Raw genomic sequence first — 13,540 nt, 5'->3', positions numbered from 1 at the left:
AAGTTTGTAGTGAATACCCAATGCTTCGCACTTGTTATGAGTTAAAAGAAGAGTTTAGAAAATTTTTTGAAATAACAAATATAGATGAAGCAAGTGTTTATATTGACTATTTCACAGCTCTTGTGGCTGAAAGCGAAATACCAGAATTACAATCTTTCTGCAAAACTCTGAATAATTGGCGAGAATATATACTCAACTATTATTATTTTTTTATAAGCAATGGTCCAACTGAAGGCAGAAATCATAAACTTAAAAACATTAAACGTAGAGGATATGGCTATCGTAACATTGATAACTTTAGATTAAGAATATGTTCTGAATGTGCCTAAATTTGGATATATAGTAACTCATAGCTCTTAACTCAAGGATACTATAATTATTTCATTTGGAAATAACGACCTTCAAATACTCATCCTTGAATATTATAAAAATAAATACTGTTTTACAAAAAACATGATTCCATATCATTGGGATATGATTGTATTATCTTGCAATACATTTTTACAGTTATTAGGTTGTTTCACAAAAGTCGAGGTTGAACCTTAATTTATGAACATCCTTTAATACAAAGATAAGATTGTTGTATTCATCTTTGCCACCTAATTCTTTAGGTTTCTTATGATGACATTCCATATTTCCTATTTCTAGAATTTTGCCGGTTATACTACATTTTCCATTTTGAGCTACATATAACGATATTCTATTATCATTATACTCTGTGGTTTGTCCTAGTACAGGGTTTTCCATGATATAACGCAACATTTTATAGTTTATTCCTTTTAAATTATCATGGATTTTCTTTCTACCTTCTTTTGTATAATTGCAAATTTCTTGCTTAAAATTCATAGCGTTTGATGTTTTAATTCCAGCTATAGGAAACAATCCTAATCCTGCTATATACCATTTTTTATAGTTGTATTTGCCATAGAATTTTTCATATGCTTTTGATATTAGACCAGTATCACTTCGTATTCGGTATAATCTATTATTCAAGCTCTGTCTCACTAAGAAATATATTTTATGAAAGTCTATATTGACATGTGTTGCTACTTTGTAGTAATTATGCATACCCAATATTGTTGCATTGTATATATTGGCATTATTCACATTGGGACATTTCTGCATAGCTTTTATTTTTGCTTTAATTTCTTTTACAATGTTTTTAGTAGCCTTCTCACTTATATGTGATTTTACCACATGTTTTTGACCTTTTTTATGTACTTTAAGTTTGAATCCTAGAAAATTGGAGTAATTCTTTCTTAAGTTTACTACCATGGATTTTTCTGGACTTATTTCTAAGTTTAATCTTTCCTTTAACCATTGTTTTATTGCAACAAGCATTTTCTGTGCTGTATTGTGGTTTCTACAAAATACCTTAAAGTCATCTGCATATCTTACTATAAACATTTCTTTTAGATTGGAAGCCCTTTTTAATGCTATATATTTATTTAATTGAGTATATTGATGTTTAGTTCTAAATGTTTCCCATTGACTGCTTATCCACCAATCTAATTCATTAAGAACAACATTGGAAAGTAATGGAGATAAAATCCCTCCTTGCGGGGTTCCTTTTGTTGAAATTCCTACACCTTCTATTTCAGCTTTTAAGAGTTTTGATATAATACATAATAAATTTTTGTCTTGTATTCCCATAGACCACAATTGTTTTAATAATTTACTGTGGTCTACATTATCAAAGAATCCCTTAATGTCAACATCAACTACATAATGCAGTTTACCTATATTTGCTAGTGTCATTGCTCTTGCTATCGCATGATGTGTGCTTCTATTTGGTCTAAATCCATAGCTATGATTATAGAATTTAGCTTCGCATATAGGTTCTAAAATTTGTTTGATACATTGTTGGATTAACCTATCTTCTATTGTTGGAATACCTAATGGTCTTATTTTACCATTTTCTTTTGGTATCTCAACTCTTCTTACAGAATGTGGTTCATAATTACTAAGCCTACCAACTACATATTGTATTAATTTTTTCGGGTTATTTTCTCCAATTTCTATAATTGTATTTTCATTAGTTCCTTTTGTTTTACTACCCTTATTCTTCTTAATGTTTCTGTATGCTAATAATATATTTTGTTCGTTTAGTATTAAACTTAGCAGGTTATCAAATTTCTTACCACTTAAGCTTTTTCTGTATAGTTCATCAAATATTTTTTGAATATCATAATATTCATTATTTCTTAGCATTCGTCTCTTTTTCAACTTCTTTTCATTTGTTGCCATTAGTCGATTACTCACCTCACGATTTTCATCTCTCTTAGTCTTACACGAACCTAATAATTATTGTATTTATAAATTTTATTGTAAATATTGACTTGTGGCTATCCCTCCACTGACTTTCATCAGCTTCAATGGTACTGTGCCACTACTTTCACTGATATTAGAGCAAGTTATAATTTCCATCTTTCCTTGCCACCACTTTTTAGGAAATAAGTCCTCCATGTTATCAGCTTACCACGTTCCAATAATCTTATCCTTGCATATACTCTTAGGTAATTCCTCTAAACCTGTTTGCTTGATACTGCCTTTAACAATATAAGGATTTTCATAATGGTGTATTTTACTCGTCCCCACAAACCCTATGTTTTTAGATAGGCATGATATTTCTATCATGTATAATTCTAGACCCTTTCATTCAGAATTTCGTCAGTCACTTATTTATCCATGACCATTCTTACCATAAGTATTTTATGGATTCCCGACCTATCATACACTCGACTACCTCTAGTTCGCATTTCCTCAGCTTGACCCGTTAGGGTGTACTCTCAGCCGACTTCACCGAGCTTATAACATTTTTATTCTTATTCATAAAAATGCTATTCGGAGTATTAGAATAGCCCTTCAAGACGTTACTCTTTCATTTGACTTTTCAGATTATCAGTTCTGCTAATTCAATGGAATTAGCAGCTAATCTTTTCAATTAGCAGCGTGTCGCACCACCGTATTATTTAATTTTTAAAGAACAATTTTGTCTAACTAATTCGTGAAATATTCAAAATGTGATGCAATATAACAAATAGGTATTTTGGGAAAAAAAAGTATACTATAATTTTAGCTATAAAACTATAGTATACTTTTTAGAGCACGGCTTTATGAATTAATGTTTGACGAAAACAACGTTAATAGCTTTAATTAAAGCTTCAACTGTATCACCTTGTTTAAATCCAGCATCCTCTAAACTTTCTTTAGTCATTACAGACGTAACGACAGGAGAGTTGGCTCATCCATCAACAGACATTTTTAACTGAGCCATAACAGCATCAGCTTTTATTTCTTGAACTTTGCCAACTAACTTATTTCTTACACCAGCTTCCATAATTAATCACATCCTTTCTTAAAGTCAACATAAGTATTTGTAATAATTAAATTTATATTCATAACTTAATTTATAGATTATATAAGATAAAGTTATGAATTTAAAACTCTTCGAATGATAGATTTATGGTGTGGAGTAAGTTTCAAGTAAGAGGTTACAGAATTTTATACTGACGAGTTTAAAAACTCACAATTTCTCACAGTTTTCTACAAGAAAACATTGAAAAAATTGGAGCCTTTAAAAACGAGTTAATATTAAACTATGTCCTTGAAACGAGGGCTTACAAAATACTATAAAACAGTTCACTAAACTTAATATTAAGTCGTCCTTTATTACTGTTCTGTCACAACTTAAGAAGATTACGAAGTAACTATACTTACACTATGAATACCTTATGCTACCTACTAATATATTTTTTCAGCATCTTTAGGTAATACAAAAACATCTTTTAAAAACTTTAAACTATTATTTGCCTCAACCTCATTATATTTAACATTCATAATGAAAGATAATTCCTTTGCCATATCATTAAATAGGTCACACATAATAAATACTGATTCCCAAATATCTTTTACAACTCCAGAAGGATAAGTTTTCAAAAATGCATTCCATTCGCTCTCTTTTAGCCGCTTATACATATATTTTCCTGATTTCCCAATACTAACTGTAAAATTCGTATCATATCCAATTTTCCATCCTAATAATAATATTAACATCGGACGGACAGCATGATTTAGCATGTCCATTACATATGGTACTTCTTCTCTCCATAAACCCTTCGCAACATTATTAAGACACCACCAAAATTCATTACATGCATCCATGAATTGGCACTCTGTCGGTTTCTTTACCCAATGAGTTTCATCTGTTGCCTCTGGTATATATGGTAAACACTTGTCTTTATCGAGTAGTATTTTACAAAGTTTATCATTTCTAATATCTTGAAATGCCTGTTCTAATGTGCATATAGTTAAATCGAGACGATTTCCATCTGTAAACTGTATAAGCCAAGCATAGCAGTTTTCTACATCACTTGGAAAAAGTGAATTACCTTCTGGATATTATACAAAATATAAATAAGTCTATAGCAATGATATAACAATCCTACAAAGAATGATAAGAAAGATGTAAAAATAATAGCTAAATTGATATATCAACGACAATATTTCACATGCATGTTTGATGTGTATGGGGAAAGGAGAGTTATAATGAGTGATATACGTAATACAGACAAGTTATTTGGAAATAGAACCTTTTATATTTATTTGTGCTATGTTTTTAGGACGTTTCTTTATATTTAATGAATTTGGTTTGGCTAAAATTCTTTATAAATTTTAATGTTACTAAGGTGAAGTTAATTACAATGTTATGTTTGGGGCAATTGGAACATCCTAACAATTATCTATATTAAAGCCAAACTAATCTAATAAAATCAGTGTATCTAACGTTGTTTATATATAAGCGTGGTATATACTATCATTCTTAGGTGGGGTAATACCAGCAGCCGTGTCATGTACTGAAAAGTATATACCATATAAAGTCAATTTATAAGCATAGTAGCTATATGTATAAAAATAAGTCACATACTGGAATTAATATCCTGATGTGGCCTTAGTTAGAAAACAATATAATAATATTTCGTTTTAACAATTAAATTTTTTTGCCAAGTCTTTTATTAAGTTCCCAAAGTGCTACTTTATTTCCATTCTATTTTAAACATGAAATAGCTTGCCACCAATCTTCATCACTTCTGTGAAATACAGCATATTCTATATCTTTATCATTAGATATTATCTACACCATAATATGAATAATATGACTGATTTGGAAATATATTCATTGGCCAAAACACCCATTATGCTAGTTTTGTTCCATCAAACAAATTGGAATTTATGGCTCTATCCACTCTCTTTTCAGAATAGCATATTGGTAGGTGTTTTCATAATGCGGAGTCCCATCCTGGTTGTTCACAAAAGATATAAATTCGATAAAGAGTCCCTCTTTTCTCATTCCAAGTCGCTCACAAAGCTTTTGGGACGGAATATTATCATCTTCAGCATAAGCATATATTCTCCTTGCATCGTTATTGAAGAGGTAGTCGATTAACGCTTTTGCCGCTTCAGTTGCATAACCGCTCTTGCCGTATTTTAAGTTGAAATTCCATCCGACACTATATGTATCAGGTTCCTCTTTTATGGCAAAAAGATCCCCTATAATTGAATCTGTATCAGACAAGCAAACAGCGAAGTGTTGACCTTCTTTGCCTCTTCGCTCCACTTCTTTTTCTGCTTCATCAAGTGAATCTAATTTTTCACTCATAAAACAATGTACAGGTGGGTGTTCAAGGATTTCATACAATCCCGCAGCATCTTTTTTATCAAAATCACGAATTATCAATCTATCTGTTTTCAAATGCATTTAATAATGATCTCCTTTAACTTCTAATTTTCACTTGAGTTATATTATGTTTTTTTAATTCTAATTTCGTAATAAACGCAGCAAAATACAATCAACGATATTGTTAAGATAGTATATTGGGCCAGAAAAAAGTGGGACAAGATCTTTTCGGATCTTATCCCACTTAAATAATCTTTTGATTACAAGTCCTCTGATAAGGATAATTCATTATACCACATTCAGACAAAAAATCAACGATAAATCCTGATTCATTTTCATTCATATATGATTGATTTGTGATAATGTCTTAGTATACCATTTGCGATTATGTCCCAAATAAATAAAAAATAATGTTAAAATACACCTCATGACAATAAGAAATGAGGTGGGCATATTTTTATGACCTATCGGTCTAAAGGCTTACCAGTCCTTTAAATAAGTGTAAAAAAATATAACTCCAGTAAAAATAAAATTTTCACTGGAATTTAGGTGCTAAATCTCTGCAAAATCAATACACTAGTGGATTTTAAATTTGAAATGTAGTATATTAGTAAGTTGTACATATTAAATAGAAACAGCAGGGAGATAGAGATGGTTACATTAATATACAAATTTGATGAATACATTCTTTCGTATATAGCAAACAATATGCATAACCAGATTTTAGACAAGATTATGATTGCATTTACTTCGCTTGGTAATACGGGGTTTATATGGATTGCAATTTCCATAGTACTTATAGCAGGTAAGAAATATAGAAAAGTTGGAATTATGGTTTTAACAGCTATTATAATAGGGTCAATACTTGGTGAAGGATTGATAAAACATATGGTTAAACGTACAAGGCCTTTTTATCTTGACCCCACTATAAAACTTTTAATTGCAAAGCCAGCTTCCTATTCATTTCCGTCAGGACATACTACGGCATCTTTTGCAGCAGCTAGTATATTATCCAGGTATTTCAAAAAATATGCGCCAGTATTTTTTGCTGCAGCAATTTTAATAGCTTTTTCAAGAATATATTTATATGTGCATTATCCTACAGATGTTCTTGCTGGAATAGTGTTAGGACTTGTATCTGGCAAAATAACAATATATTTATTTAAAAGAATTAAATCATATTTATTAAAAAAGCTTAAGTCTAGCATATAGGCTTAGGCTTTTTTTAAATAGTTGAATTTTACCGTGCTTTAGAATATTTATGGAACCAGTTAGAACAAGTATCTATTGATTTAAAGGGTGCTGCACTAAGAAATTAACACAATACTTTTCCCATAACAAGTGATACAGGTTCTGAGGTTACTAACTTTTGTATTGTAACTGATGAGTAAAGGAGAATGAACATAGATTTGAAGGATTAAATCTATGTTCATTCCTATTTTTTTAATGTCTTTATAGTTTTTAATGAACTTCAAAACTGATTTTCAAACCATATGTTCTTTTAATGGAGCAGCAGCATTTGAATCTAGTTTCTTACAGATTTTTTCATAAACCAATAAACCATTTAAAAGAAGTAGTGCACTGGTAATGAAAAATACATACTTTATACCAAAATATGAAGCTATTTGTCCACCAAGTAAAGAACCGGAAAAGGTACCTAAATAAAATGCGCTCATGTTAAAACCAAACATTCTTCCAGTAAGGTTTTCTGGTGTTATTTTCTTTACCAGTGTATTGATTGATGGTGCTAGTCCTGCTGTTACAAAACCTAGTGAAAATCTTAATATGATAAGCTGCCAAGAATTTTTTACAAAAGCTTGAGGTATAAATATTAAACCAGCTATAATAAGTGCTGCAAGCATAACCTTTTGAGGCCCAATTTTATCTGATAGTTTTCCAAGCCTTGGAGCTGCAATAATGCTAGCAAGGCCAGAAGCAGAAAATGCCATCCCAGAAATTAAGGCAATATGGGCTGAGCTGCGAGATAATTGAGAGATATATACTGTTATTATGGGCTCTATAGAATAAAAAGCAAGCTGCAAAATAAAAGAAGTAGCAAATAAAACAATAATTAAGTGACAATCAGGCAGCTGTTTCCAAACTTCTTTTGTACTGAGTACTTTTTTATTAGATTTTATAAAGTCTTCTTTTACAAATATTAAGGTTAGAATAAAAACAATTAGCATAAGGATACCAGTAAAGAAAAAAGTAAATTGCAATCCAAAAATTTCATCAAGATATCCTCCAATAAGTGGCCCAAGTAGTGAACCAGAAATAGAAGCTGTGGACAGTACACCTAATGCCCAACCAGAATGTTCTTTTTCAGTTTGAGTTGCAATTAATGTCATACAAGCTGTACTGTAACCTGCTACAACTCCTTGGAGCATTCTTAAACCAATAAGTTGATATATATTTTGTGCAAGTCCCATAGTTGAAATTACAATAGACATTCCAATACTTGCACGTAAGAGCATTGGTTTTCTACCAATTTTATCAGCTGCATATCCCCAAATTGGTGAAAATATTGCTAAAACTACAAAAGTAACTCCAAAAGCAATTCCAGATATTTGTTCAATAGTAGAGATGTTGTGAATACCAAGTTGTTTGATGTAAAGGGGCATTATTGGGGCTATTTGGCTTAGTCCCAAGGCAGTTACAAATGCTCCCAACCAACATACAATTAGGTTTCTTTTCCAAATTTTCAATGATGTCAAGCCTTCTTTCGCAATTACCAACATTAGTTATATGATATATCATACTGCTCAATTTTTAAAGGATAATTTTGTATCACATTTAAATAAATTAACAGTTTTGTTTGATAGATCATAAGTTAATATAGCTGTAACTTTTTGCAGTAATATGTAGGGCAAAATAGATGTATTTGAAAGGAGATTAAAAATGAGTAATGCTTCTGTTCGTACTAGCTATCAACTAAGGAAAGCATCTAGAGATCAGTTAAAGGGTAACTGGGGTAAGTGTATTTTGGTGTGTCTTGTGTATTCACTAATTATTATTGGTATAAATTTCATACCGCATGCAGGTATTATTATTTCTTTTTTGATTGTTGGACCACTTACCCTTGGTATTGTAGGATGCTTTATAAAACTTGTAAAATTTGAGAAGTTCCAAGTGGAGAATTTGTTCGATGGGTTTAAAAATCTAGGTTCTGCAATAATACTATATGTTGTTATGAGTATATTTATTTTTTTATGGTCACTGCTGTTTATTATACCAGGATTAATAGCATCATTGAGCTACTCTATGGCGATGTATGTCCTTAGTGAAAATCCAGATATGCCTGTGCTTGAGGCACTTGATGAAAGCAAGAAAATGATGTATGGACACAAATGGGAGTTATTTTGCTTATTAATCAGCTTTTTAGGGTGGATAATACTTTCAGTTGTTACTTTTGGTATAGGATTTATTTTTGTATGTCCTTATATCCAAGCGGCTACTGCAAATTTCTATAAGGATGTAAGGTCTGTACCAATATTGAATAACCAAGAATAGTAATTTCTTTAATTTATTGATCAGGACTAGTGTTATGCTAGTCCTGATCACATAGTATTCACTTTTTACTATTCTCTTTTTCAATAGCGTTATAAGACTTGTAAAAGTCATTACCAGTATTAACATCATCAATTAACTGTGATAGACCTTTTTGGCCTACAATAGATAACCATCTATGTACTTCATGCTTTGCCAAAGTGTAATTTAACACTCTTGCATCTGAACCAGCCGCATAAAATTGTGTAGATAACAAGACTCAGTTCACTTTTAACTTCAATTGTAATTAAAAAAGTTATAATTGTGCAATTATAAGATAAAAATATTTTGTATAAGTAATTGAGTTTTTTCCCAAAATATATATTAATGATATATCTAATTGGGAGGTATATAATGAAAAATTCAAAAATAATTAAAGTAAGGAAAGACCATGAGGGGAAGATTACAGATGTACTACTTGAAAATGGTGAGGTGCTTCCTTTAAATCATGCTATAATGATGGCAAGGGAACATATAATTGAAGGAGTTGGGGTATTTAAAGGTAAAGATGGAGGAGAATATTTAGTAGCTGACCCTGATGTTATGGATGTTGACAATTTAAAGGATTTACCTAAATTTTGATATTAAAAAATAAGTAGGTAAGTAAGTGTATCTGTATAAATGCACTCTCCGTTTATACAAAAGGAGGGTGCATAAAAATTTTTGATTATTCAATTTGCCATGGATTTTCTTTGCCTTCCATGAATAAAACACAGCTTAAGATAGAATGTTCTACCATGTCACTTACAGCTTGATCTGTATAAAAAGCTGTGTGAGGTGTTACAATTACATTTGGAAAAGACTTTAAAATTGCCATTTCTCTTTTATCCAGTATCTTACATTTTAAATCGTTATAGCAAAGCCCGAATTCATTTTCAATAACGTCTATAGCTGCACCACCAATTTTTTTATTTTCAATAGCATCTATGAGATCTTCAGTATTGATAAGCGATCCTCGAGCTATGTTGATAATAAAAGTACCATCTTTCATAAGTGCTATGGAATCCTTATTTATCATGTGATAATTGTCATCTGTTGCAGGTGCATGCATTGTAATGATGTCGCTGTTTTTAAATAGATCTTCTAGTGTGACATATGTAACATGCTTCTTTATTTCTTCATTTTCGTATAAATCATAAGCTAATATTTTGCAGCCAAATCCACTTAGGCGACTTATAACTGCACGGCCAATTCTTCCTGTACCAATAACACCCACAGTTAAATTGTGAAGCTCTTTACCTTGAACACCTCTTAAAGAATAATCCTGTACATTACTTCGTTCTATAATAGCTTTTGTTTTTCTTATAGCCATAAGAATCATCATAATTGTATAATCGGCTACACTATTTGGTGAATAGTTTACATTGCCTATATGGACACCTAGCTCTTTTGCCTTTTTTATGTCTATATGGTCATATCCTATCGTTCTTGTAGATATAAATTTTACTCCAATTTCATGAAATCTTTCTACTAATTTATCTGAAATTTTAGTTGTGATAATGCTGATGCAGTCAAATCCCTTGGCCAAGTCTGCATTTTCCATAGTTGGTGGATCATCACACAATACAACCTCCACATTGTATTTTTTACTGAATTTTTTGAAATATTCAGTTTCATCTTGCCTATGACTATATGCCAAAACTTTCATTGTATTCTAGCTCCTCCTTTTTATGAATAATATTTACTATATATAATTTTATAGTAACATGGGATATAATTCAATGTTACCTTTATATTTACTATATTTGATTGATATTCAATTTATTTAGAGATATGATAATTGTAATGATATTAAGTTATTAGCTTGGAGGGATGAATATGATAAAGGAACTAGTTTTAAAAAATAGATCCTGTAGAAGATTTTATCAGGATGAAAAAATAACTTTGGAAACTTTAAAGGAGTTAGTAAACCTTGCCAGATTGTCAGCATCAGGTTCAAATTTGCAGCCACTAAAATATGTTATATCAAATACCAAAGATAATAATGAAAAAATATTTAAGACTTTGGGTTGGGCAGGATACTTAAAGGATTGGAATGGACCTGAAGAAGGAGAAAAACCAAGTGGTTACGTTGTTATACTTAATGACACGTCTATTAGTAAAAGTCCATCATTTGATCCTGGAATAGCAGCTCAAACTATTTTACTGGGAGCTGTAGAAAAAGGATTTGGCGGATGTATGCTGGGAAATGTGAATAAAAAAGAATTAAAATCAAGTCTTAATTTAGATGAAAAATATGAAATTATATTGGTAGTAGCTCTTGGAAAGCCAAAGGAACAAGTGGTTATAGAACCTATGGATTCAAATAATGATGTGAAGTACTGGAGAGATGAGAATAAAGTTCATCATGTACCAAAAAGAAGTTTAGAAGATATAATCTTGGACATATAAAAGATTTTCTAAGCAAAAACTCAACTTATACTCCGGATATCTTTTACAACCTTCAGTTCATTAAATGTTTTGATAAGTCTAAGTAAAAAATTCTAAAAAAGCTAAGAACTTTTGAAAACTCGTACCTCAGACAATTCAAAAGTTCTAAGTTTTTACGAATTTTTTTCTAAGACTTATATACAAAATATTTAAAAGAGCTTCATTATTGTAAAGATATTCCTGCATATAAGTTGAGTTTTAAGTTAGAAAATATACAGTAAAGTATATATCTTCATATATATTTATTTTTAAAAGTAACATCATACGAAACTTTCTAGTTGAAATTTGCCAGTATACGTTAAATTTTTACTTAGAAGCTCTAAAACAAAATATAGGATAAAAAGCGATGAAAGTTAGTATAAATTATGTATGCAAAAATTGGCATAAAAACTGAAGGCAGCAAATTTGCTATTTTTATTTTAGTTATGTTCAGCATATTTAGGGCAAGTCCAATAATGAGAAGGCTTCCTATTCCAGTCATATCAGCAATAACTGAGCTTGTCAGTACACTTTTTAAAAATACTGCTCCAAGGGTTATAGCACCCTGGTATATAAGTACACTTACAGATGAAATCATTACACCAATACCTAAAGAAGAAGAAAAAATAATTGCGGAAACTCCATCTATTACGGATTTTGCAAAAAGTGTTTTATAATTTCCATCAAGACCTGCTTCTAGAGATCCTACTATTGCCATGGCTCCAACACAAAATAAAAGGCTTGAGGTTACGAATCCTTCTGATATTTTTCCACCTTTAGTTTTAAATTTACTTTCTATTAAATTTCCTAGACTTGTTATATGTTTATCTATATCTATTAGTTCTCCTAGAATTGTACCGATTACTATGGATATTATTAGAGTAAGTACATTATTTGTCTTTAAGGAACCTGAAATTCCAATGTATAGAACACATAAAGCAAGTCCACTAAAAACGCTTTCCTTAACTTTTTCTGGTATACCATTTTTTAAAAATATTCCAATTATACTTCCTATTATTATTGAAATAAAGTTTACTATAACTGCTATCATGTTTATCAAACCACCTATTTTTCTTATCTACATAGGCATATTATATACTTTTATAATAGGCATTGTAAACAAAATCATAACCATATTTTCATAAAGTGCATTTTAGATGCCCAATCTTTTACGTAAGTTATGTTTAAGGCATTAAAAGTATGCTGGGATACGAGTGGGCGGCCGTTACGAAAAGAAGTGATGATGGCAGAATGAGCTATTGTACCTTTACTATTTCGATAAAATATCAGATCGCCTATTTCAAGAGAAGAAATAGAAGGCACTTCTCTTCCTTTTATGCCGTAGAAATTTTTTTCAGCGTTAATTTTTAAATACCAGTAAAGAGAACTTGCTACAGTCCAGGAAACTGACCATTTATTAGTTCTAATGTTATACCACCAGGTGTTTTTACCTGAAAAGACCATAGGGGCTCCTCCTGCATGCAAGCACTGTGAAGTGAAATTTGTGCAGTCGCCGCCGATAGTTTGATATATGGAAAAATATTTGTAGTTTGGATTGGGGGTGAGAGCGTACTTTACTGCATAACTTACAGCTGAAATTCTAGAGTAGGATGAATTATTTCTATAACTCATGATTTCTCCTATAAAATTAATCACAGTACATTTTATGTATAAATCTTACGCAAGTGCGTAAAATAACAAATCTAATTTTTACTTTGTAATTCTATAGGATATAATAATTATAGGTGCGAGCTGCGAAGCAGCACGCAAATGCGTGATGTTTCCTCTTGACAGTGGAAGAATGATTTTGTTGTCATTAGTAAGCTACTAACATATAGTAGGAAAATCCTATCAAGTAATACCTAACCAGTAGCTTGTACCAAGTCCTTGGAATCGAAACGGTAACGC

At 30.9% G+C, this 13,540-nt stretch carries 14 protein-coding genes and 1 pseudogene; 5 read left to right on the top strand and 10 right to left on the bottom strand.

Annotated features, from left to right (window positions below):
• The coding region (locus tag WY13_RS12360) for a transposase (protein ID WP_192845031.1) at window positions 1-329 on the top strand (329 nt) is incomplete at its 5' end.
• Between the two features lie 181 nt (window positions 330-510).
• On the opposite strand, the gene ltrA is transcribed toward WY13_RS12360, so the two are convergent.
• The 5 genes and pseudogenes from ltrA to WY13_RS12345 form a co-directional block, all read right to left on the bottom strand.
• The gene (gene ltrA, locus WY13_RS12355) at window positions 511-2,247 is read right to left on the bottom strand and encodes a group II intron reverse transcriptase/maturase (protein WP_082848492.1); all 1,737 of its coding nucleotides are present in this window, start codon (window positions 2,245-2,247) and stop codon (window positions 511-513) included.
• 75 nt (window positions 2,248-2,322) lie between these two features.
• Window positions 2,323-2,466: a hypothetical protein gene (locus tag WY13_RS21530; protein WP_156499031.1), complete on the bottom strand. Its 144-nt coding sequence runs from the start codon at window positions 2,464-2,466 to the stop codon at window positions 2,323-2,325.
• Window positions 2,467-2,475: 9 nt separating this feature from the next.
• Window positions 2,476-2,637, bottom strand: coding sequence for a hypothetical protein (locus WY13_RS21525; RefSeq protein ID WP_204377964.1), 162 nt, complete (start codon window positions 2,635-2,637; stop codon window positions 2,476-2,478).
• 1,107 nt (window positions 2,638-3,744) lie between these two features.
• Window positions 3,745-4,386 (bottom strand): annotated as a pseudogene (locus WY13_RS12350) (aminoglycoside 6-adenylyltransferase); the annotation flags it as partial.
• 844 nt (window positions 4,387-5,230) lie between these two features.
• The gene (locus WY13_RS12345; RefSeq protein WP_063555951.1) at window positions 5,231-5,758 is read right to left on the bottom strand and encodes a GNAT family N-acetyltransferase; all 528 of its coding nucleotides are present in this window, start codon (window positions 5,756-5,758) and stop codon (window positions 5,231-5,233) included.
• A 570-nt stretch (window positions 5,759-6,328) separates the two neighbouring features.
• Here WY13_RS12345 and WY13_RS12340 point away from each other — a divergent pair.
• Complete coding sequence (locus tag WY13_RS12340) at window positions 6,329-6,889, top strand: phosphatase PAP2 family protein (protein ID WP_063555950.1); 561 nt, start codon at window positions 6,329-6,331, stop codon at window positions 6,887-6,889.
• 272 nt (window positions 6,890-7,161) lie between these two features.
• Here WY13_RS12340 and WY13_RS12335 read toward each other — a convergent pair whose 3' ends face one another.
• Window positions 7,162-8,382 (bottom strand): multidrug efflux MFS transporter, encoded by a 1,221-nt coding sequence (locus WY13_RS12335; RefSeq protein WP_063555949.1) that lies wholly within the window; start codon window positions 8,380-8,382, stop codon window positions 7,162-7,164.
• A 193-nt stretch (window positions 8,383-8,575) separates the two neighbouring features.
• Between WY13_RS12335 and WY13_RS12330 the strand changes: the two genes are divergently transcribed.
• Complete coding sequence (locus WY13_RS12330) at window positions 8,576-9,187, top strand: DUF975 family protein (protein ID WP_063555948.1); 612 nt, start codon at window positions 8,576-8,578, stop codon at window positions 9,185-9,187.
• Window positions 9,188-9,245: 58 nt separating this feature from the next.
• Here WY13_RS12330 and WY13_RS12325 read toward each other — a convergent pair whose 3' ends face one another.
• Window positions 9,246-9,440 carry a hypothetical protein gene (locus tag WY13_RS12325; protein ID WP_063555947.1) on the bottom strand — a complete coding sequence of 65 codons (195 nt, stop codon included), beginning with the start codon at window positions 9,438-9,440 and terminating at the stop codon, window positions 9,246-9,248.
• Window positions 9,441-9,577: 137 nt separating this feature from the next.
• On the opposite strand from WY13_RS12325, the gene WY13_RS12320 reads away from it, so the two are divergent.
• The gene (locus WY13_RS12320) at window positions 9,578-9,805 is read left to right on the top strand and encodes a DUF3892 domain-containing protein (protein ID WP_063555946.1); all 228 of its coding nucleotides are present in this window, start codon (window positions 9,578-9,580) and stop codon (window positions 9,803-9,805) included.
• An 85-nt stretch (window positions 9,806-9,890) separates the two neighbouring features.
• On the opposite strand, the gene WY13_RS12315 is transcribed toward WY13_RS12320, so the two are convergent.
• Entirely contained in the window at window positions 9,891-10,871 is a 981-nt protein-coding gene (locus WY13_RS12315; RefSeq protein WP_063555945.1) for a D-isomer specific 2-hydroxyacid dehydrogenase family protein, read from the bottom strand.
• 170 nt (window positions 10,872-11,041) lie between these two features.
• Here WY13_RS12315 and WY13_RS12310 point away from each other — a divergent pair, with 170 nt between their 5' ends.
• A complete protein-coding gene (locus WY13_RS12310) occupies window positions 11,042-11,614 on the top strand; it encodes a nitroreductase family protein (protein ID WP_063555944.1) in 573 nt (190 codons plus the stop codon).
• A gap of 358 nt (window positions 11,615-11,972) precedes the next feature.
• Here the strand turns inward: WY13_RS12310 and WY13_RS12305 are convergent, their stop codons facing one another.
• Window positions 11,973-12,683 carry a DUF554 domain-containing protein gene (locus WY13_RS12305; protein WP_063555943.1) on the bottom strand — a complete coding sequence of 237 codons (711 nt, stop codon included), beginning with the start codon at window positions 12,681-12,683 and terminating at the stop codon, window positions 11,973-11,975.
• 74 nt (window positions 12,684-12,757) lie between these two features.
• Window positions 12,758-13,264, bottom strand: a complete 507-nt coding sequence (locus WY13_RS12300) for an amidase domain-containing protein (protein ID WP_063555942.1) — start codon at window positions 13,262-13,264, stop codon at window positions 12,758-12,760.
• Window positions 13,265-13,540: the final 276 nt, after the last annotated feature.

Source organism: Clostridium ljungdahlii, assembly GCF_001636845.1.
GTDB lineage: Bacteria > Bacillota > Clostridia > Clostridiales > Clostridiaceae > Clostridium_B > Clostridium_B ljungdahlii_A.
Note: the sequence above shows the minus strand (reverse complement) of the source record. Positions and strands in the feature narration are given on the sequence as shown.